The 22338-nt window shown below is 34.9% G+C and carries 20 protein-coding genes; 12 read left to right on the top strand and 8 right to left on the bottom strand.

Annotated features, from left to right (window positions below; all coding sequences use genetic code 11):
* Window positions 1-51: 51 nt before the first annotated feature.
* Entirely contained in the window at window positions 52-1119 is a 1068-nt protein-coding gene (aroB, locus tag WJN01_RS09130; protein WP_445196848.1) for a 3-dehydroquinate synthase, read from the bottom strand.
* Between the two features lie 92 nt (window positions 1120-1211).
* Here aroB and WJN01_RS09125 point away from each other — a divergent pair, with 92 nt between their 5' ends.
* Complete coding sequence (locus WJN01_RS09125; RefSeq protein ID WP_445196847.1) at window positions 1212-2387, top strand: proline dehydrogenase family protein; 1176 nt, start codon at window positions 1212-1214, stop codon at window positions 2385-2387.
* Between the two features lie 2 nt (window positions 2388-2389).
* Here the strand turns inward: WJN01_RS09125 and WJN01_RS09120 are convergent, their stop codons facing one another.
* The 4 genes from WJN01_RS09120 to WJN01_RS09105 all read right to left on the bottom strand — a co-directional run bounded on the left by WJN01_RS09120 (window position 2390) and on the right by WJN01_RS09105 (window position 5761).
* Window positions 2390-3460, bottom strand: coding sequence for a polysaccharide biosynthesis protein (locus tag WJN01_RS09120; protein WP_445196846.1), 1071 nt, complete (start codon window positions 3458-3460; stop codon window positions 2390-2392).
* 92 nt (window positions 3461-3552) lie between these two features.
* Window positions 3553-4149, bottom strand: coding sequence for a sugar transferase (locus tag WJN01_RS09115; protein ID WP_445196845.1), 597 nt, complete (start codon window positions 4147-4149; stop codon window positions 3553-3555).
* Complete coding sequence (locus WJN01_RS09110) at window positions 4149-4523, bottom strand: hypothetical protein (protein ID WP_445196844.1); 375 nt, start codon at window positions 4521-4523, stop codon at window positions 4149-4151. The genes WJN01_RS09115 and WJN01_RS09110 overlap by 1 nt, the downstream gene beginning before the upstream one ends.
* A gap of 38 nt (window positions 4524-4561) precedes the next feature.
* Window positions 4562-5761: an alanine dehydrogenase gene (locus WJN01_RS09105; RefSeq protein ID WP_445196843.1), complete on the bottom strand. Its 1200-nt coding sequence runs from the start codon at window positions 5759-5761 to the stop codon at window positions 4562-4564.
* A 188-nt stretch (window positions 5762-5949) separates the two neighbouring features.
* On the opposite strand from WJN01_RS09105, the gene WJN01_RS09100 reads away from it, so the two are divergent.
* Complete coding sequence (locus WJN01_RS09100; RefSeq protein WP_445196842.1) at window positions 5950-8364, top strand: outer membrane beta-barrel protein; 2415 nt, start codon at window positions 5950-5952, stop codon at window positions 8362-8364.
* 17 nt (window positions 8365-8381) lie between these two features.
* Here the strand turns inward: WJN01_RS09100 and WJN01_RS09095 are convergent, their stop codons facing one another.
* The 3 genes from WJN01_RS09095 to porX form a co-directional block, all read right to left on the bottom strand.
* Window positions 8382-8933, bottom strand: coding sequence for a hypothetical protein (locus tag WJN01_RS09095; protein WP_445196841.1), 552 nt, complete (start codon window positions 8931-8933; stop codon window positions 8382-8384).
* A gap of 282 nt (window positions 8934-9215) precedes the next feature.
* Window positions 9216-9620 (bottom strand): tRNA (adenosine(37)-N6)-threonylcarbamoyltransferase complex ATPase subunit type 1 TsaE, encoded by a 405-nt coding sequence (gene tsaE / locus WJN01_RS09090; protein WP_445196840.1) that lies wholly within the window; start codon window positions 9618-9620, stop codon window positions 9216-9218.
* 90 nt (window positions 9621-9710) lie between these two features.
* Window positions 9711-11264, bottom strand: coding sequence for a T9SS response regulator signal transducer PorX (gene porX, locus WJN01_RS09085; RefSeq protein ID WP_445197069.1), 1554 nt, complete (start codon window positions 11262-11264; stop codon window positions 9711-9713).
* 91 nt (window positions 11265-11355) lie between these two features.
* Between porX and WJN01_RS09080 the strand changes: the two genes are divergently transcribed.
* The 10 genes from WJN01_RS09080 to WJN01_RS09035 all read left to right on the top strand — a co-directional run bounded on the left by WJN01_RS09080 (window position 11356) and on the right by WJN01_RS09035 (window position 22132).
* Window positions 11356-12576 carry an HD domain-containing protein gene (locus WJN01_RS09080; protein WP_445196839.1) on the top strand — a complete coding sequence of 407 codons (1221 nt, stop codon included), beginning with the start codon at window positions 11356-11358 and terminating at the stop codon, window positions 12574-12576.
* Window positions 12577-12629: 53 nt separating this feature from the next.
* Window positions 12630-13652, top strand: coding sequence for a UDP-3-O-(3-hydroxymyristoyl)glucosamine N-acyltransferase (lpxD, locus tag WJN01_RS09075; protein WP_445196838.1), 1023 nt, complete (start codon window positions 12630-12632; stop codon window positions 13650-13652).
* On the top strand, window positions 13643-15049 hold the full coding sequence (locus WJN01_RS09070; protein WP_445196837.1) for a bifunctional UDP-3-O-[3-hydroxymyristoyl] N-acetylglucosamine deacetylase/3-hydroxyacyl-ACP dehydratase: 1407 nt from the start codon (window positions 13643-13645) through the stop codon (window positions 15047-15049). The genes lpxD and WJN01_RS09070 overlap by 10 nt, the downstream gene beginning before the upstream one ends.
* A 2-nt stretch (window positions 15050-15051) precedes the next feature.
* On the top strand, window positions 15052-15837 hold the full coding sequence (gene lpxA / locus WJN01_RS09065; RefSeq protein ID WP_370476194.1) for an acyl-ACP--UDP-N-acetylglucosamine O-acyltransferase: 786 nt from the start codon (window positions 15052-15054) through the stop codon (window positions 15835-15837).
* Window positions 15838-15841: 4 nt separating this feature from the next.
* Window positions 15842-16408: an elongation factor P gene (efp, locus tag WJN01_RS09060; protein WP_445196836.1), complete on the top strand. Its 567-nt coding sequence runs from the start codon at window positions 15842-15844 to the stop codon at window positions 16406-16408.
* A 3-nt stretch (window positions 16409-16411) separates the two neighbouring features.
* A complete protein-coding gene (locus WJN01_RS09055) occupies window positions 16412-17359 on the top strand; it encodes a UDP-3-O-(3-hydroxymyristoyl)glucosamine N-acyltransferase (RefSeq protein WP_445196835.1) in 948 nt (315 codons plus the stop codon).
* Between the two features lie 84 nt (window positions 17360-17443).
* A complete protein-coding gene (gene sucD, locus WJN01_RS09050) occupies window positions 17444-18316 on the top strand; it encodes a succinate--CoA ligase subunit alpha (protein WP_445196834.1) in 873 nt (290 codons plus the stop codon).
* Window positions 18317-18443: 127 nt separating this feature from the next.
* Window positions 18444-19190, top strand: a complete 747-nt coding sequence (gene fabG, locus WJN01_RS09045) for a 3-oxoacyl-[acyl-carrier-protein] reductase (protein ID WP_445196833.1) — start codon at window positions 18444-18446, stop codon at window positions 19188-19190.
* A gap of 80 nt (window positions 19191-19270) precedes the next feature.
* A complete protein-coding gene (locus WJN01_RS09040; RefSeq protein ID WP_445196832.1) occupies window positions 19271-21304 on the top strand; it encodes a VWA domain-containing protein in 2034 nt (677 codons plus the stop codon).
* Window positions 21305-21316: 12 nt separating this feature from the next.
* Entirely contained in the window at window positions 21317-22132 is an 816-nt protein-coding gene (locus WJN01_RS09035) for a prohibitin family protein (RefSeq protein WP_445196831.1), read from the top strand.
* Window positions 22133-22338: the final 206 nt, after the last annotated feature.

Raw genomic sequence — 22338 nt, 5'->3', positions numbered from 1 at the left:
CCAAATCTAAGATTTGGCCTTTTTGTTTATGAGATATCCCAATTAAAGGTTTTATTTTGAATAATATTCGAAAGCCTCTATAATCAACTTTTCGTCAACTATGCTGTCTAGTTTTGGCTCACCAATGGCCTTTAAAAGCACAAAATTGATGTTGCCATAATCGTTTTTCTTATCGTATTTCAGTAAGTCCATTATGGGCGAATAATCATCTTTGTTTATGTCTACTTTACCATAATAACCAATAAATAATTCTTTAATTTCAGAAACTGTTTCCTGTGGAAAACCTAACATTTTAGAAGAAATATAGCATTCTAAAATCATACCTACTATAATGGCCTCGCCATGCAGCAAGGTGGGTTTTTCAGGGTGGCTTAAAAAGTATGATTCTACGGCATGACCAAGCGTATGACCAAAATTGAGGGTTTTACGGATGCCATTTTCAAATTGGTCTTCTTCAACCACATTCTTTTTAATGATTACAGATTCATGAATTAGCTCATCTAAATCATTCAGGGACAGTTTTGATAAATCTAAAAAATTGTTCCAGTAGTCTTCACCTGTTATAAGTCCGTGTTTTAGCATTTCCGCTAGTCCAGAACGCATCTGGTTTTTTGGTAAAGTGTTTAAAAACTCAGTGTCAATCAATACTAAGTCAGGATTACTGATGACGCCGATTTGATTTTTTAAATGCCCCAAATCAACACCGGTTTTTCCACCAACAGATGCATCAACCATAGACAATAGGGTAGTGGGCACGTTTACGTAGGCTATGCCACGTTTAAATGTGCAAGCTACAAAGCCGCCCAAATCGGTTATTACCCCGCCGCCAATATTAATGAGTAAGCTTTTTCTATCGGCATTCAATTCAGAAAGGGTATTCCAAACGCCTACACAGGTATCAATAGTTTTGTTGATTTCACCAGATTCTATTTCAACGATTTCCACAACAGCATTCGTTTCAAGATTGTTCAAAAACTTGGGTAAACAGAATTGATGCGTATTTTCATCAACAAGAATAAAAATTTTTGAAAAATTTCGTTGTTTAAGATGTTGATTTAATGACGTATAGCATACATCGTTAAAATGAATGATACTGTCATTAGCCGTAATAGAATCCATAAAATATTTTGGTATTTTTTAACGCTGCGAAATTAAGGAGATTTTATAAAAAATGATAACTTCGTTACAACTAATATTATTTAAAATTTTTAATGAACACAGATTTAATTTTTGACAATACGGAAATAGCATTTTCGCTGAAAAATGATTCGGAATTAGAGCGTGCTTATTTTTTATTTAAAATGATATCTATTGAACCGCTTGTTAAAATTGGAACGGCAGCAACAAATTTTGCCATTAAGGCCCATTTACCCATCGAGGGATTAATAAGGTCTACGGTTTTCGATCATTTTTGTGGCGGAGTGAATGAAGCGGATTGCCTTAATGTGATTGAAAAAATGCACTCTAAAGGGGTGAGTTCGGTTTTGGATTATTCGGTTGAAGGAAAGGAATCTGAAAAGGAGTTTGATGCAGCCAAAGATAAAATATTGGGTATTATTGATTTTGCAAAAGAAATTGAAGCTATTCCTATTGCCGTTTTCAAGCCCAGTGGTTTTGGACGTTTTTCGTTATACGAAAAAGTAAGTAGGGAAGATATTTTGACGGAGCCTGAAAATGGCGAGTGGAATCGGGTTATTGGCCGATATGACGAAGTGTGTAAAAAAGCCAAAGAAAATGATGTCGCCATACTCATTGATGCAGAGGAAAGCTGGATGCAACATGCTGCAGATAGATTGGTAACCGAAATGATGCAAAAATATAATACCGAAAAGCCAATAGTTTACAACACCCTGCAAATGTATCGGCATGACAGGATGGCCTTTTTACTAGAAGAGCATAAAAAAGCCAAGGAAGGTAAATATTTTTTAGGTTATAAGTTAGTAAGAGGTGCTTACATGGAAAAAGAAAATGATAGGGCAGAAGACAAAGGTTATGTGTCCCCAATTTGCACAAGTAAATTTGCAACAGACGAAAATTTTAACAAGGCTGTGCGCTATATGATGGATCATTTAGATGATATGTCATTATTTGCAGGAACCCACAACGAGGACAGTTGCTATTTGTTGATGAATTTGATGGCCGAAAAAGGACTTTTGAACAACGACCCAAGGGTGTGGTTTGGCCAATTGTATGGCATGAGCGACCATATTAGTTTTAATTTGGCTAATAAAGGTTATAACGTGGCAAAATATGTTCCTTTTGGGCCGGTAAAGGATGTGATGCCCTATTTGATAAGAAGAGCAGAGGAAAACACCTCAGTTGCCGGGCAAACTGGTAGAGAACTTGCGCTTTTAACCAAGGAAAAGAAACGCCGAAAAACGCTATAGCTTTAAATGTAACTTTTTAAAACACACGTTATTTCTGTGTTCGGCATATATGGCGTTACTCGGTAGAGTTCAGACAAATCTATTGGTTTTGGTTCTGAGCCCATTTTTTCTTTAACAGCTAAAATATCCTTAATTTTAGTGGGAATTAAAATTTCATTTTCAGAAATAATGTCCTCATCAAGCTTTTCACCAGGACGCAACCCTGTGTACCTTATTTCAATATCTTGAGTTTGCTTGTTGCACATGTGAATTATCCGTTCTACCATATCAACCATCCTGATTGGTTCGCCCATATTGAACGTAAATGTGTTATGAACTTTTTCGTTAAGCAAGGCAATTTTTAAAATGAGATTACAGGCCTTACGCTTGCAAATAAAATACCTTGACATCCTTCTGTCTGTCAAGGTAATGGGCATATCATTTTCTAATTGCTTTTTAAATAATGGGATTACAGAACCATTTGAGCCTAAAATGTTTCCAAAACGTGCATTGAAAAAAGCTGTTTTATGTTTGGAATTTAGACTGCTCAAGTATTTTTCACCTATTAGTTTGGTCGTTCCCATAACACTAACAGGATTTACCGCTTTGTCCGTAGAAATAAAAATAAATTTCTTAACGCTGTGCTCTATCGACAAATCGGCCAATAATTTAGTGGCAAACACATTATTCTTTACGGCCTCATAAGGGTTTTCTTCCATTAAGGGCACATGTTTGTATGCTGCAGCATGAAAAATAAGCGAAGGTTTATATTTTGAAAAGATATGACGTACTGATTCTTCTTCAATAATGTTAAGCAAAAGGAACTCTACACGCTCAAGATTTTCAAATTCCAATTCTTTAATGAGTTCATAAAGTGGAGATTCGGCCATGTCAACCAAAATGAGTTTTTTGAATTTGCAGGTTAACAATTGCTTGCATAGCCCGCTTCCTATAGAGCCCGCAGCTCCAGTGATAAGAATAGTTTCTTCAGCGAAGTTGAAATTGGAACTGTATTCAGTAGGTTTTTGATTTGTGGGAAATAGACCGCTATCAATTAATAAACGGTCTATATGGTTGGCTAAAATTTTATTCATTTAGGGCTTAACTTCGCTGACATGTGTTTTTTACGGGTTGAAATACACTTGCAAAGTATGAATAATATTATTTTAAGCCAAAAGTATGTTGATTATTTGGTTATTACTTTTACGACGGTTAAACCTATTAGTTTTAAATCAAAAAAGAAGTTTCTTTTTTTTATATATTCTTTGTTGAATTTCAATTTATCAGGGATTATGGTTTTTATGAAGAATTCTTCAGGGTTATCTGCGGCCTTTAAAAGTTCTACTTCATTTCTGTATTTCAAAGAAGCCAAACCTGTAATGCCGGGCCTTACCTGAAAAATTTTCATATCGTCTTCGCTATAAAAATTCACATAATATCTTAATTCCGGACGTGGTCCGACAAAACTCATATCCCCTTTTAAAATATTGATTAGTTGCGGAAATTCATCAATTTTATAACGGCGTAAAAAATAGCCTATTTTCGTAATTCTTGAGTCATTATTTCCCAATGTTAGCAGTCCTTTTTTTTCAGACTGAACACGCATGGTCCTAAATTTATAAATATTAAAGTCCCTGTTATTTTTACCTACACGCCCTTGAATGAATAGCACAGGGCCTTTGGAGTCCAGTTTTATAAGAATGGCCAATAAGAGTAAAATAGGGGATAAGAGAATCAATCCGATTAGGGACAATATAACATCAAAGATTCGCTTTACAATCATTATTGTTTTGTCTTCAAATTAATAATAGTAGCCGTGCTATCACAATTTTCAATCGTTAAAAAAATTTCCTTGTTTTTTGTGCTGCCTTCTACCATATAAATGGCACATGGTGTTTTTCTAGGGTCGCTTTCTGAAAAATTAATATCCCCCTTTTTTAATACAAAATCAATTTCAACGGAATCAATAACATAGCTATTTAAGGCATTTTGAACAGACTGGCTGTAAATTAATTTCTTGGAGTTTATGTTCTTTAATACCCGTGCATCAGGGCCATAGCTGCAGGATGTTTTTTTTCCAGTCAGGAAAAAGGCCAATATAATCAAGCCAATAGCAAAGCCACCTAAATAGTAGCCAATGCGCTGTATTAGTTTCATATTAAAATATGGTAAAGAAAATGAACAAAGATTTTGGGTTAAAAAATGAGCAGATTAACATCGTTGTAATCCAAATTAAACCATTCGGCCACAGATTTGTTTGTTAAAATGCCGTGGTAAAAGTACAACCCATTTTTTAAACCTCTATCAAATCTGATGGAATTTTCCAGTCCGCCATCTTCGGCAATTTTTAATAAGTAAGGGGTGAATATGTTACTGATGGAAACCGATGAAGTTCGGGGGTATCTGGCAGGAATATTTGGAACGCAGTAATGCACTACATCATGCTTTATGAAGGTGGGTTGGTTATGTGTGGTTACTTCACTGGTCTCGAAACAGCCACCCATGTCTATGCTTACATCTATTATGATCGCTCCCTTTTTCATGGTTTTCACAAGGCTTTCGGTAACAACTATAGGCGATCTGTTCACACCACGTACCGCTCCAATAACAACATCACATCGTCTTAAAGCTTTTTTTAAATTTTTGGGCTGTAGTGTAGATGTGAAAATAGGTCGTCCAAGGTGAGATTGCAAACGCCTGAGTTTTGTTATTGAATTATCAAAAACCTTAACGCCGGCACCTAGGCCTATGGCTCCTCTGGCAGCAAACTCGCCAACCGTGCCAGCACCTAAAATTACGACCTCTACCGGAGGAACACCACTAATGTTTCCAAACATGAGTCCGTTGCCACTTTCCGTGTTCGATAATAATTCAGAAGCAATTAAAATGGAAGCGGTTCCTGCAATTTCGCTTAATGATTTTACTGCGGGATAGTTGCCATCTGCATCTCTTATGAACTCAAATGCAAGTGCAGTAATGCGTTTTGATGCAAGGGTTTCAAAGTATTTTTTTGACTGTGTTTTTAATTGTAACGCAGAAATCAGGATGGTTTGGGGATTAATGAGTTTAACCTGCTCAAGACTAGGTGGTTCAACCTTTAAAATCATAGGGCATGAAAACACTTTTGCTGTATCCTTCGTTATTTCAGCACCAGCTTCACTATAATCTCTATCACTAAAATTAGCACCTTCACCAGCTCCAGACTCCATTAAAACTCTATGACCATTACTAACAAGCGCATATACGGCATCTGGTGTTAAACACACTCGCTTTTCTTGAAAAGCTGTTTCTTTTGGTATTCCAATGAATAATTCGCCTTTCTTTTTAAATACTTCTAACGTTTCTTCTTGTGGCAAAAGTTGTTGTTTTGTGAAAGGTGAAATAGATTTAGCCATGTTCAGTTTTTAAGAAAAATCAAATTACAAATTATTTTCTAAAGGTAACAGAAACTGAAAAATAATTTATGTTTTTATAAGCCAATAATCGAGAATTAATAATGGTAGGAAAAAGGCACAATTTAGTTGTGGGTTTGCCACACATTCATTTGATTAAAAAATTATAAATTTGTCATATAAGTTGCTTTATGACCAGATACCTGCTATTGCTTTATGGTTTATTGATTCCCTTTGTAAGTTTCTCTCAAGAATTCAAAATTTCGGGCTACGTAAAAGATAACAATAACCAGCCTATTGCTTATGCCAATGTGGTATTGATTGTTACTAACGAGAATCCTGAATTTGGAGATACTACCGATGATTCTGGAAAGTTTTTAATTGATGGCGTGTCCTCGGGAAATTATAAACTTAAAGTTAGTTTTTTGGGTTATAAGGAGTTTTTGAAAGATATTAATCTTGAGAGCGATGTTGATTTAGGGACAATGGTTTTAGAGGAAAGCTTGCAGGAGCTTGATGGGGTTACGATTGTTACCAAAAAACCGACTGTTAAAAGAATGGTAGACAGGTTGGTATTTAATGTTGAGAATTCTACGATATCAAACGATAATGTACTTGAAGTTTTAAAGTATACGCCAGGCGTGTTAATTGTAGACGACAAGATTAAAATAAAAAATTCAACGCCTACAGTTTACATCAATGATAAAAAAGTTCATTTATCTTCAAACGAAGTAATTCAATTGCTTGAAGGAACAAATGCCAGTGGTATAAAATCAATTGAAGTTATTACAAACCCACCTGCAAAATATGAGGCTGAGGGAGGAGCGGTATTAAACATTGTAACGAGTAAAAATATTATTTCCGGTTACAACGGAAGTGCTTTCGGAAATTATAAACAGGGTCATGAATTTCCGAAATATAGTTTTGGAACCAGCCATTTCTTCAAGACCAATAAACTAAATACGTATTTAAACTATAGTATCAGCCCCAGGAAAGATTTTAGTCAAATTCTTCAAAAAATAAATTTTATTGAAAACGGCAACACCATGAGCACATGGGAAAGTGATTTTGAAAAAGTTGAGAAATCTGCGAACCAAAATATAAATGCCAATATTGATTATGAAATAAATGCCAATAATTTGCTTAGCTTTTCTGCTTTAACAATTTTGGCTCCACGAAACAATTCAAAAACCACTTCAAATGCTGTTGCCGAAATATACAACTCTAATCAGTTATTGGATTCCACTCAAAGTACGTTAAACAAAAAGGTAAACGAAACGATTAATACATCAATAGACCTAAATTATGTGCATAAATTTAAAGAGGATGGTGAAAAAATTACGGTTAGCTTGCACCATACAGATTTTGACGATTCAAGCTACCAAGATGTAAGCACAACATATTTGTATCCTGGAGGCGCAACCAATCCTAGAAACAACAAGTTTCAAACATTTACAAGTCAAGAGATAAAACTTTACACTGGGCAAGTAGATTATGAATTGCAAACAGGAGTATCTGGAATGTTTGAATCTGGATTGAAGTTTTCAAGTATTGATTCAGATAACATTTTAACTCAATATGATTTTGATAACGGGGTAAAGGTTGAAGACCTTGATAATTCAGATCAATTTTTATATGATGAAAAAAATTACGCTTCTTACGTAAGCTATTCACAAGATTGGGATGATTGGAGTTTGAAGACAGGGCTTAGGTTTGAATATACAGAAATAATGGGCAATTCAATATCTACAGGTCAAACAAACAAATCAAATTACGCGAAGCTTTTTCCGTCGCTTAGTATTTCAAAAACACTAAATGATAAAAATGAACTTTACCTGAATTATAGTAGGCGAATTTACAGGCCTCGTTACAGTTTACTTAATCCGTTTAAGTACTTTTTTACCGATAATTCATATATTGTTGGAGACCCCAAGTTAGTTCCGCAAATAGATGACACGTTTACTTTAGGGTATACGTTTAACAATAATTATACTTTTGAATTTTATTACCGAAATGAAAACAACCCAATTCTTGAATACATATATCAAGATAACGATGATAACTTGTTGATTTATAAAAGAACAAATTTAGATCAATCTATTTCATATGGACTTGATTTCATTACCTACAAACAAATATTAAATTGGTGGACTATTTATTCGGTTAGTTCTATTTTTTATTATGAGAACAATTTTTTCACTCCAGATAGTAGTTCCATTTTCACAACAGATATCTGGTCCTTTTATACGGAAATAAACAACTATTTATCCTTGCTAAAGGATAAAACCTTAACTACGGATGTCTCCTTTGTTTATTCCTCTCCAACAAGTTATGGCCCTGAGAGAACGAGTTCATCATCTAGCCTAAACATCAATATAAAAAAGACCTTTTGGAATAATAGAGCCTCATTAAATTTAGGGGTTACTGATGTTTTCAACAATCAAAATTATTCAAGCACCATTAAGTATTTAAATCAAGACAATTATTCCGATTTAAGAAGAGAAACCAGATTATTTGTTCTTGGCTTTAATTATAAATTTGGAAATGTTTTCTTGAAAAACAGAGAACGACACGCAGAATTGGAAGAGCGTAATAGGTTGGATTAGCGGTTTTCAATCAAAAATTAAAAATACTGCTTAATCCGTTCCCAAAAATTCTTGGGCTTTAATTTAAATTCATCCTCAAGCTCTTGCATGGTCTTGGTGGTCGTGTTAATCTTATTAAACATTTGGGCCCTTATCAAATAAATGGTTGGAATAACAATGGCCATAACCGGTATTAAATATATGAGCTGAAATTCATCTATAAATTTAGAATCGGCATTTAAAACTACAATTGTTTGAAAAACATACATGGCAATAGGCACCAAAAGCACGTGGTACCACCAATGGCGGCATGTAAAAAACCATATAAATAAAAGATAAAGCGGTATAAGTTTGCCTGTAATAACCCAAACAAAGTAATTGGCATCTTCCCACCATTGGCTATCGTAAGTAAATAAAAAAGTGCTCCAAACACGTTGTTGTGGAACACTTTCATATAAGGAAAATAGGTAAGGAGTTATTGCAATAAATACAGCAATTAAACTTCCTGTAAAAAGTTGTTTTCCCTGATTACCGCTTTTAAGCGGCGATTGGTCTGGCTGTTTTTGATACTTTTGCTGTTTGTTGTGCATCTACGTTATACTGATTAGCAGCTTGAGCTAAAAATAACATACCACCGAAAATTGCTATCGCAATTAAATACTTTTTTGTTCTCATAATGTAAGGGATTTAATTAATTAATTACTCAAATGTAAATAAACACTATAGCTGAGAGAGGCTGTAAATGTTAAAAAAATGTTAAAATGAGTTGTTTTTGAATTTTCCGCTGTGGGTTTCCCGTAAAGAACAAAAAAAATAGGTTAAATCATGTTATTATAGGCTCATTGGCTATTTATTTTAAGGGTTATTTCAGTTTAATCTAGACTTAAAATTCTCCTATTTTTAACGTCGGATTTTAATTTTATTTCGTCAAAATCATTGCCTAAAATGGGTTTTATTTTTTCAGGCCACTCGATTAATTTCCAACTTTCAGAATCTAAATAATCTTCGATTCCAAAATTGTAGGCTTCTTCTAAGTCTTTAATTCTATATAAATCAAAATGATAAATTTTACCATCTTTCAACTTATACTCATTTACAATTGAAAAGGTAGGGCTGCTGGCTTCATCATTACTTCCCAAAACTTTAACTACGGCCTTGATTAATGTGGTTTTGCCCACACCCATATCTCCATAAAATAATAAAGTTCTGGTTTTAGAGTTTTTAATGAGCTGTTTAGCAACAAGCTCAACCTCATCCAGGTTATAGGATATTTTCAATGTTCATAAAATTTATGGCAATAATAGTGATTATATTCCTAAAATCCTAGGAATTTACGCATTTCATCGGGTTTATTTGCTTTTTGTGGATTATTTTGGGCTCAAAACTACAAAAGGAATAATCATTTCTTCAAGAGAAACGCCGCCGTGTTGGTATGTATTTCTGTAATAACTAACATAATGATTATAATTGTTCGGATATGCAAAAAACAAATCGCTTTTAGCAAAAATGTAAGAACTGCTCATGTTTATGCTGGGCAAATGAAGTTCTTTGGGGTCTTTGGCAACTAAAACATCCTTACTGTCGTAGGTAAGACTTCTACCTGTTTTGTATCTTAAATTTAAACTTGTATCCCTATCGCCAATAACTTTAGAGGGGTTTTTAACGTTGATGGTTCCGTGATCAGTGGTTAAAATCAACTTGAAGCCCAACTGTTGTGCTTGCTGGATCATCTCAAGTAGAGGAGAGTTTTTAAACCAACTAAGGGTGAGGGATCTGTATGCCTTATCATTTGAGGCCAATTCTTTCACCACTTCCATTTCGGTTTTGGCGTGCGAAAGCATATCAACAAAATTATAAACAATTACGCTTAAATCATTTTTCTTTAACGAATTGAAATTTTCAACGAGCTTTTTCCCGGTTTTTAAATTTGTGATTTTGTGGTATTCATATTCCAAATGCGTTAAGCCGAGACGTTTTATTTGGGTTTCAAGAAATTCGGCTTCATGCAGATTTTTACCACCTTCGTCGGTATCGTTTTTCCAATATTGAGGAAACAATTTTTCCATTTCACTAGGCATTAAGCCTGAAAAAATGGCATTTCTCGCATATTGTGTCGCTGTTGGAAGAATACTGAAAAACGCTTCCTCTTTGTTTTTTTTAAAGTAATTGTTCACAATAGGTTCAAAAACTTTCCATTGGTCGTAACGAAGATTGTCAATAACGACCAAGACCGTAGGTTGGTCTTTGCTTATTTCGGGAACAATTTTTTCTTTAAAAAGGGTATGCGACATAATGGGGGCAGAAGCATTTCTGCCAAACCAATTGGCATAGTTTTTTTCAATAAATTTTCCAAATTGAATATTGGCCTCAACCTTTTGCGATTCAAGGATTTCAAACATACTGGCATCTTCAATATCTTCCAATTGAATTTCCCAATAAATCAGTTTTTGATATAAGTTAACCCATTCTTCGTAACTATTTACCATGGCCAAGTCCATGGCAATCTTTCTAAATTCTTGTTGATAGTTCGAGGTTGTTTTTTCTGAAACCAATCTGGAATTATCCAAATTCTTCTTCAGGCTCAATAAAATTTGGTTCGGGTTAACTGGTTTTATTAAATAATCGGCAATTTTATTACCAATGGCTTCTTCCATGATATATTCTTCCTCACTCTTGGTAATCATCACCACAGGAAGATTGTCTTTCTTTTCCTTTATTTCATTCAGTGTTTCGAGCCCTGTAAGTCCGGGCATGTTTTCATCTAAAAAAACAATATCAAAGTTTTCATCATCCAGAATATCAATAGCCTCAGAGCCACTTTGGCATGTGGTAACGGCGTAGTTTTTTTTCTCAAGGAATAAAATATGTGGTTTTAATAAATCAATTTCATCATCAACCCAAAGTATTTTTATCATATCAATAATCTTTTTTATGTGGAAAACGCTTCTTTTAAATGCCCCTGTATGGCACATATGGTTATATTTGCAAGTACTTAATATAAAAAGTTAAAACTTGAACAAACTTAAAATATTAAACGACCCAATTTACGGATTTATTACTATTCCAAATTCGTTAATTTTCGATTTAATCCAGCATAAATATTTCCAGCGTCTGCGCAGAATTACCCAAATGGGTATGTCGTATTTGGTTTACCCGGGTGCGCATCATACCAGATTTCATCATGCCATTGGTTGCGTACATTTAATGCAACAGGCCGTTAATGTGCTTCGTTTTAAAGGGATTACAATTTCTAAGGATGAAGAAACAGCGCTTTATGTTGCCATTTTATTGCATGATATTGGTCATGGTCCGTTTTCGCATGCTATGGAGCACAGCATAGTAGATAATGTCTCCCATGAAGAAATTTCATTGCTTTTTATGGAGCGTTTAAATGAAGAATTTAACGGAAGTTTAACGCTTGCCATTCAAATTTTTAAAGGTGAATACCCAAAAAAATTCATGTGCCAGCTAATTTCTGGACAACTTGATATGGATAGGGCAGACTATTTAAAACGCGATAGTTTTTATACTGGTGTTGCCGAAGGAAACATTAACAGTGAACGCTTGATAACCATGTTAAATGTAGTGAACGACGAATTGGTCATTGAAGAAAAAGGCATTTACAGTGTCGAAAAATTTATTGTAGCAAGGCGTTTAATGTATTGGCAGGTTTACTTGCATAAAACGGGTTTGGTCGCCGAGCAATTACTGATTAGGGTTTTAAAAAGAGCCAAAGAATTGCATGAATCTGGCGAAAAATTACGGGGTAGTAATGCGTTAATGCATTTTCTGGGCCATAAGGTGTCTTTTGAGAATTTTGACCATGAAACTTTGGATGTTTTTTCGCGTCTGGATGATTATGATATTATTTCGGCGATGAAGCATTGGCAATTCCATGACGATTTTGTGCTAAGCAATTTGTGTGAAATGATAATCAACAGGAATTTACTTAAGATTAAGATGAAGAAAAAGAAAATTAAAAGTGAAAGCCTTCAAAAGCACGTTGACTCATTTGTTTATGAATATAAAATTACCCCAGATGAAGCGAGTTATTTTGTCTTTACGGGTAGTATTTCAAACCAAGCTTATCAATTAAAACATAAGGGAATAAACATTTTGCATAAATCTGGTAAAATCGAGGATATTGTTAAGGCATCAGATCAATTAAACCTTAAAGCCTTATCAAAACGAGTGACGAAATATTATATATGTTACCCTAAATGTAAAGTTTAGGACATTTTTCCTATTTTTGCGTATTCAAACAAAATTGAACTAACTTTTTAAGTGTGAAATTTACAGCCCAACAAATAGCGGGAATTTTAGAAGGTGATGTAGTTGGAAATCCCGATGTTGAAGTTTCTAAACTTGCTAAAATAGAGGAGGGCTTTGAAGGTGCTTTAACGTTTTTGGCCAATCCTAAATATACGCCACATATATACAAAACAAAGGCGTCCATTACCATTGTAAATAGAACATTTAACCCTGAGAATAGTTTAAAAACCACCTTAATAAAGGTTGATGACGCTTATTTGGCGTTTTCAAAAATCCTGGAATATTACAACTCTGTTAAGCTCAACAAAGTTGGTATTGAACAGCCTTCGTTTATATCCAATTCATCTAAATATGGTGAAAATGTTTATATAGGAGCTTTCAGTTACATTGGTGAGAATGTGGTTATGGGCGATAACGTCAAGATATTTCCAAATACATTCATTGGAGATAATTCAGTAATTGACGATAATACTGTGATCTTTTCGGGTGTAAAAATTTATTCTGAAACTATTATTGGGAAAAACTGCGTGATTAACTCAGGAGCAATTATTGGTGCTGATGGGTTCGGTTTTGCGCCAAATGAAGATGGCAGTTATAGTAAAATACCCCAAACAGGGAATGTAATTATTGAAGACTTTGTTGACATAGGCGCCACGACAACCATTGATAGGGCTACTTTGGGATCTACAATAATTCGATCAGGAGTAAAATTGGACAACCAAATTCAAATAGCGCACAATGTTGAAATTGGAAATAATACAGTCATTGCTGCGCAAACAGGAATAGCTGGCTCTACCAAAATAGGCCAGAATTGCCAAATTGGGGGTCAGGTTGGTATAGCGGGACACATGACTATAGGTAATAACGTACGGATTCAAGCTCAGTCTGGTATAACTAGAAATGTAAAAGATAACGAAGTACTTCAAGGGTCACCTGCAATAAAATTAAGTGACTATAATAAAGCTTATGTTCATTTTAAAAACTTGCCAACGATTGTAAAAAACATAAATGAATTAGAAAAAAATAAATGGGAATAATTAATACTGAAATCAAGCAAAAAACCATTAAAAAAGAGATTTCTTTAACAGGAGTTGGATTGCATACAGGTAAAAATGTAACCCTAACTTTTAAGCCTGCTGAAGCAAACTCTGGAATGGCATTTAAACGAGTTGATTTAGAGGGCGAGCCAGTAATTGAGGCAGATGCAAATTATGTAACCAATACGCAGCGTGGTACATGTTTGGAAAAAAATGGAGTAACCATACAAACTTCAGAACACGTGTTGGCAGCATTGGTAGGAATGGATATAGATAATGCCGTCATTGAACTTAACGCATCAGAGCCGCCAATTATGGATGGGTCTTCTAAATTTTTTGTTGAAGCTATTGAAAAGGCAGGAGTTGAAGAATTGGATGCTTGCAGAGAAGAATTTGAGATCACGGATATTGTTTCTTATGTAGATGAAGAATCTGGAAGCGAAATTTTGGTTATGCCTGCCAAAGAATACCAAATTACAACAATGGTTGATTTTGGTACAAAGGTTTTGGGTACCCAAAATGCAACTTTAAATCAAATATCTGATTTCAAAAAAGATATAGCTGACTCTAGAACCTTTAGTTTTTTACATGAAATTGAAATGCTATTGGAGAATGGCTTGATTAAAGGAGGTGATTTGAACAACGCCATTGTTTATGTTGATAAAGAATTGTCACCCAAAACCATGGAAAAGTTGCGGGTTGCATTCAAAAAAGACAAAATAGCAGTAAAGCCTAATGGTATTTTAGATAATTTAACGCTACATTACCCTAATGAGGCTGCCCGACATAAATTGCTTGATGTTTTGGGAGATTTGGCATTGGTTGGCACTAGAATTCGTGGAAAAATTATTGCGAATAAACCTGGTCACTTTGTTAACACGCAATTTGCCAAAAAGCTGTCTAAAATAATTAAGAATGAGCGCCGTAATAACGTGCCAAACATAGATTTGAATCAACCTCCTTTAATGGATGTTACCCAAATTATGGCTATGTTGCCGCATAGGCAGCCGTTCTTGTTGATTGATAAAGTCTTTGAACTTTCAGACAAGCACGTAATAGCGACAAAAAATGTTACGATGAACGAAGAGTTCTTCAAAGGACATTTTCCTGGAGCTCCTGTTATGCCCGGTGTTTTAATTGTAGAAGCTATGGCGCAAACCGGTGGTATTTTAGTGTTGAACACGGTTCCTGATCCAGAAAACTACTTGACGTTTTTTATGAAAATGGACAATGTTAAGTTTAAGCAAAAAGTAATGCCTGGTGATACGCTAATTTTTAACTGCACCTTAATAACACCTATCCGCCGCGGTATTTGCCATATGCAAGGTTATGCATATTCCAACGGAAAGCTTTGTGCAGAAGCCGAACTTATGGCGCAAATTTCAAAAGTTAAATAATTATGAACCAACCCTTGGCATATGTGCACCCCGGTGCAAAAATTGCAAAAAATGTGGTTATAGAACCATTTGCGACCATACATAACAATGTAAAAATAGGTGAAGGCACTTGGATAGGAAGTAATGTTACTATAATGGAGGGCGCGCGTATTGGTAAAAACTGCAATATTTTCCCTGGATCTGTTATTTCAGCGGTACCTCAAGATTTGAAATATAATGATGAGGAAACTACGGTTGAAATTGGAGATAATGTAACTATTCGTGAGTGCGTTACGATTAACAGGGGCACAGCAGATAGAATGAAAACGGTGGTTGGCAACAACTGTCTTATTATGGCATACTGCCATATTGCGCACGATTGCATCGTTGGTGATAATTGTATTTTTTCAAACAACAGTACCTTGGCTGGGCACATCACCATAGGAGACTATGTGGTTTTAGCGGGAATGACCGCCGTCCATCAGTTTGTTTCTGTTGGAAACCATGCCTTTGTTACGGGTGGGTCTTTAGTTAGAAAAGATGTTCCTCCATTCGTAAAGGCAGCTAGGGAGCCATTGTCTTATGTCGGAATCAATTCAGTGGGGTTAAGACGGAGAGGATTTACAACCGAAAAAATAAGGGAAATCCAAAATATTTACAGAATTCTGTATCAAAAAAATTATAATAATACTCAGGCTTCAGAAATTATAGAAGCTGAAATGGAAGCTACTCCAGAGCGCGATGAAATACTTCAATTCATAAAAAATTCGCACCGTGGCATCATGAAAGGATATTTTAAATCAAACTAAATAAATGGCAACAACATCAGATATTAGAAACGGATTGTGCATCAGATACAATAACGATATCTACAAAATCATAGAGTTTTTACATGTAAAACCTGGTAAAGGACCAGCATTTGTAAGAACAAAATTAAAAAGCGTTACCAACGGCAAGGTATTAGACAACACATTTTCCGCTGGTCATAAATTAGAGGATGTGCGTGTGGAAACACATAAATTCCAGTATTTATACAATGATGGAGAATTTTATCATTTTATGAATGAGGCGGACTATACGCAGATAAGGTTAACCGAAGCTGCTTTAGATAGGCCCGATTTAATGAAAGAAGGAGAAGTTGTTACGGTTTTAATTAACACAGAAGACAACCTACCATTGTCGGTTGAAATGCCTGCTAGCGTAATTTTAGAAGTAACTCACACCGAACCAGGCGTAAAAGGTAATACCGCTACAAATGCTACGAAACCGGCAACAGTTGAAACAGGGGCAGAGGTTAATGTTCCTCTATTTATCAACGAAGGTGATAAAATTAAAATTGAAACGGAGAAAGGCACCTACAAAGAACGCGTTAAGGAATAGTTTTTGAAATTTCCAGTTCCACATACATTAAAACAGATTGCAGACTTAATTGATTGTAAGTTTGTTGGTGGTGATGATTTTCCTGTTTTAGGCATGAACGAAATCCATGTGGTTGAACCAGGAGATATTGTTTTTGTTGACCACCCTAAATATTACGGAAAGGCTTTGGATTCTGCAGCTACTATTGTTTTAATTAACAAAGAGGTTGATTGTCCAGAAGGAAAAGCGCTTTTAATCAGTGACGATCCATTTAAGGATTTCAACAAACTTACCAATCATTTTAAGCCCTTTAATGCTTCTAATGCGGCTATTTCCCCAACTGCTAAAATTGGAAAAAACACAGTTATTCAGCCAAATTGTTTCATTGGCCATAATGTAGTAATCGGAGATAATTGCATCATTCATTCCAACGTAAGTCTTTATGATGATACTATTATTGGTGATGGAGTAAACATTCATTCAGGTTCAGTATTAGGAGCCAATGCATTTTATTACAAAAACAGGCCTGAAGGTTACGATAGATTGCAATCTTGTGGGCGTGTAGTTATTGAAAACCATGTTGATATTGGTGCATCTTGTACAATTGACAGAGGAGTAACTGCAGATACCAGAATCTGTGAAGGTTCAAAAATAGATAATCAAGTTCAAGTTGGCCATGATACCCTTATTGGTAAAAAATGTTTGATTGCGTCGCAAGTAGGTATTGCTGGTTGCGTGGTTATTGAAGACGAAGTTATCATTTGGGGCCAAGTGGGCATTACCAGTGGAATAACTATCGGTAAAAAAGCCGTAATTTCCGCAAAAGCTGGAGTCAGCAAATCTTTGGAAGGCGGAAAAAGTTATTTCGGCATTCCTGCGGATGACTTTCGTTCAAAATACAAGGAAATCGCATCAATCAAAAAAATCCCAGAAATTCTTGAAATATTAAAAAACCAAGATAAAAACGTTTAAATAAAATCCATATTTCCTTTAAAGTTTATATGCAAAAAATTACTTTTGCTTAAAATCAAAAATTAATCATCAAAATAATCACTTATGAGTGTTTTAGTAAATAAAGATTCCAAAATAATTGTTCAAGGTTTTACAGGTAGTGAAGGTACTTTCCACGCTAGCCAAATGATAGAATATGGAACAAATGTTGTTGGTGGCGTAACCCCAGGAAAAGGAGGGCAAACACATTTGGATAAACCTGTTTTTAATACGGTTTTGGAAGCCGTTGAGCAAGTTGGTGCGGATACAACAATTATTTTTGTACCACCTGCCTTTGCTGCCGATGCCATTATGGAAGCTGCCGATGCTGGAATTAAAGTGATTATTACTATTACTGAAGGTATTCCTGTTGCCGATATGATAACGGCTTCAAATTATATTAAAAACAAAGATTGCAGGTTAATTGGTCCAAACTGCCCCGGTGTAATTACCCCAGAAGAGGCTAAAGTAGGTATCATGCCTGGTTTTGTTTTCAAGAAAGGTAAAGTAGGTATTGTATCTAAATCAGGTACATTAACTTATGAAGCAGCCGATCAAGTTGTTAAACAAGGTCTAGGAATCACAACAGCGATAGGTATTGGTGGTGACCCGATTATTGGTACAACCACAAAACAAGCTGTTGAATTACTAATTAATGACCCAGAAACAGAAGCTGTTGTAATGATTGGTGAAATTGGTGGGCAATTAGAGGCCGATGCTGCTAATTGGTATAAAGCCAGCGGAAGCAAAAAGCCTATTGTAGGTTTTATTGCAGGTGAAACTGCACCTGCAGGACGAACCATGGGTCATGCCGGAGCCATTGTTGGTGGAAGCGATGATACCGCACAAGCTAAAAAGAAAATCATGAGGTCTTGCGGCATACATGTGGTAGATTCTCCTGCTGAAATAGGAAAGAAAGTAGCTGAAGTTTTGGCATAAAATAACATCTAAATACTTATAGCCTCACAATATTTTGTGAGGTTTTTTTATTTGATGCCAGTGGTATTTGCTATATTTGAATAAACAGAAAATTTCTTTATAATCAGGAATAAACTAACTAGATAAGATGAAATTATTAGAAGGAAAAACAGCCGTAGTAACAGGAGCAAGTCGTGGAATTGGTAAAGGGATAGCCCAAATATTTGCGCAACAAGGTGCAAATGTGGCTTTTACCTATAGCTCTTCGGTTGAAGCTGCAAAAGAATTAGAAAATGAACTAAACGCTTTAGGGGTTAAGGCCAAAGGTTATAAAAGTAATGCGGCCAGTTTTGAAGAAGCTCAAAAATTGGCTGATGATGTTGTGGCAGAATTTGGAAGCATTGATGTTTTGGTAAACAATGCCGGTATTACAAAAGACAATTTATTGATGCGTATTACTGAAGAAGATTTTGATACTGTTATTGAGGTTAATTTAAAATCAGTTTTTAATATGACCAAAGCAGTACAAAAAACCATGTTAAAACAACGTAAAGGCTCAATCATCAATATGAGCTCGGTTGTTGGAGTAAAAGGTAATGCAGGCCAGACCAATTATGCCGCTTCAAAAGCCGGTATTATTGGTTTTTCTAAATCGGTTGCGTTAGAATTGGGCTCAAGAAACATTAGAAGTAATGTGGTTGCTCCAGGTTTTATAGAAACTGAAATGACCGCCAAATTAGATGAAGAAGTAGTGAAAGGTTGGCGTGCTGGAATTCCTTTAAAACGTGGTGGAACACCTGAAGACGTGGCAAATGTTTGCGTGTTTTTAGCTTCAGACATGAGCGCTTATGTTACTGGGCAAACCTTAAATGTTGATGGTGGTATGCTAACTTAATTTATGAAACAGATTTCAGAATTGCGACTTTTTCAATCCTTAATTTGTCTATCCTAAACTCGTAATTCGTAAATCAAAAAATGCAAACAGAAACTTTATTATATATCATACTAGCTGGAATCATCGCCTTGTTGCTGTCTTTTTTCCAGTATTTCAATAAAAAGAAAAGCATGTCTCAATTAAACATGCTTTTTGCTTTTTTAAGGTTTATCACAATTTTTTCTGTTTTGCTTTTGATTATCAATCCCAGTTTTAATAAAGTCACTTTGTCTACTGAAAAGCCAAATTTAATCTTGGCCATTGATAATTCAAGTTCAATCAAACATTTAAACCAAAAGGATAAAGCCCTTAATTTTATTGAAAGCATATCCAAAAATGAGGATTTAAAAAACAAGTTTAATTTAGAACTATATACTTTTGGAGAATCGATTTCCGCTTCAGACTCTATTGATTTTTCTGAAAACCAGACGAATATTTATAATGCCTTCACACAATTAGGCAAAATTTATAAGCAGACAACTTCACCCACTTTGTTGCTTACCGATGGCAATCAAACCTATGGGAATGATTATCAATTTGTGGATAATACGTATGGTCAGCCCATTTTTCCAATCATTATGGGAGACACAACCAAGTACACCGATTTAAAAATCCAACAACTCAATGTCAATAAATATGCCTATTTAAAAAATAAATTCCCTGTTGAAGCCATATTGGTTTACAATGGTGATGAAAGTGTTAATTCAAACCTTGTTGTGACTAGGGGAAATTCCATAGTTTACTCTGAAAACCTAAACTTTTCCAAAACCAATAACTCCAGGATTTTGAATTTTAATTTGCCTGCCAATTCGGTTGGTGTTGGTCAATATAAAATTACACTTACTCCTTTGGGTCAGGAGAAAAACAAAATAAATAATGAACAGAATTTTGCGGTTGAAGTGATAAATCAAAAAACTAAAATAGCTATTGTTAGTGATTTTTTGCATCCAGATTTAGGAGTGTTAAAAAAGAGTATTGAAAGCAACGAACAGCGCACGATATCGTTTATTGGCTTAAATGATGTTATTGACAAAATAAATGATTTTCAATTAATTATACTCTATCAGCCAAATAACAAGTTTAAGTTGTTGGTGGAAAAATTAAATGTACAAAAGAAAAATCAATTTATCATTATTGGCCCAAAAACCGATTTAGATTTTTTGAACGAAGCTTATCCATTTTTGAATCAACAAATAACAAATCAAACAGAAGATTATCAAGCTGAATTAAATAGAAACTATGCACCATTTTTGATTCAAGATTTAGATTTTGAGTCATTTCCACCGTTGTTATCCAATTACGGAACTGTTCAATTTTCTGTGCCGTTTGAAACCATTTTGAACAAAACATTTAAAGGTGTTTCGGTAGGGGAACCACTTCTGGCCACTTTTGAAATTAACAGTTGGAGGCAAGCGGTTTTATTTGGTGAGAATATTTGGCAATGGCGAGCACAAAGTTTTATCAATGAGAAATCATTCAAACCGTTTGATGATTTCATTGGAAAGCTCATTCAATATCTAGCCACAAATCAACAAAAAAGTCGACTTAACATTGAATATGAATCCTTTTACAAAGGAAACAATAATGTTATTGTGAAAGCAGAATTCTTCGATAAGAATTATGTTTTTGATGCCCGTGAAAGTCTTGAAATCACAGTTGTTGATAATAATTCCAATGAAACCAAAACATTTCCCTTGGTTTTAAAAAACAACTATTACCAAGTTGATTTAAGTGGTTTGCCTCCCGAAACATACAACTTTGTGGTTAGGGCAAAAAATGATAATTTGTCAAAGTCTGGCAGCTTTCAAATACTAGAATATAATGTGGAACAGCAATTTTTAAATGCCGATGTAACAAAACTGCAAAAGCTTGCTACTAACAGCCAAGGCAAAAGTTATTTTATAGACGATTGGCAAAATCTTATCAAAAATTTATTGGATGATAAACGTTTTGTTCCAATTCAAAAAAGCGTAAAAAAAACCATACCTTTGGTAGATTGGAAATATTTATTGGCTATCATAGCTTTAAGCCTAGGATTAGAATGGCTTATTAGAAAATATAACGGATTAATTTAATTAAACAAACACATGGACAAATTACCAAAAGTGGCACTCCCATTTATTATTGGAGTAATCGTATTAGTGATAATTTTAACTAAATCTGCAGTTACCATCGGTTCTGGTGAAGCTGGGGTGCTTTATAAAACCTTTGGAGGAGGTGTTGTAACAGACCAACCTCCGTTGGGTGAAGGCTTCCATATTGTGGCACCTTGGAACAAGGTTTATGTTTACGAAGTAAGGCAACAAGAACGTTTGGAAAAAATGAATGTTCTGTCTTCCAATGGATTGGATATAAAATTAGAAGCCTCAGTTTGGTTCCAACCTATGTATAACGAGTTGGGTAAATTACACCAAGAAAAAAGCGAACAATATATTGACCGTGTCCTGTTGCCGGCTATACGTTCTGCTGCACGTAGTGTTGTTGGACGATATACACCAGAGCAATTGTATTCCAGTAAGCGGGACGCCATCCAGCAGGAAATTTTTGAGGAAACACAAAAAATTGTTGACGACCAATACATCCAATTAAACGAGGTTTTGGTACGTGATGTTACCTTGCCACCAACAATTAAAGATGCCATTGAGCGAAAATTAAAGCAAGAGCAGGAGTCTTTAGAGTATGAATTTAGATTGGTTACTGCTCAAAAGGAAGCTGAAAAACAACGTATTGAAGCACAAGGGAAAGCCGATGCCAATAAAATTTTAAGTGCATCGCTCACAGATAAAATTCTTCAAGATAAGGGCATTGAGGCTACAATTAAATTATCGGAATCCTCAAACAGCAAAGTTATTGTTATTGGTTCTGGAGAAAGCGGTATGCCAATTATACTGGGAAATCAATAAGGTTTAAATAATTTAGATATCTAGGCAATCCTTTAAAGATTATTGATTTTTTTGTTACCGAATGTTGTTAATTTTCAAATGTTTTAATAATTGCAGTTAATATTTGGAATTATCGACATAAATTATAGATATTTGCAAAAGACAAAAAAGACATGAATTTTATTCAAAAACATCATCATTTTCACATTTGCCCTCAAGCGAAGTGA

It is taken from the genome of Tamlana sedimenti (assembly GCF_038148895.1).
Lineage (GTDB): Bacteria > Bacteroidota > Bacteroidia > Flavobacteriales > Flavobacteriaceae > Tamlana.
Note: the sequence above shows the minus strand (reverse complement) of the source record. Positions and strands in the feature narration are given on the sequence as shown.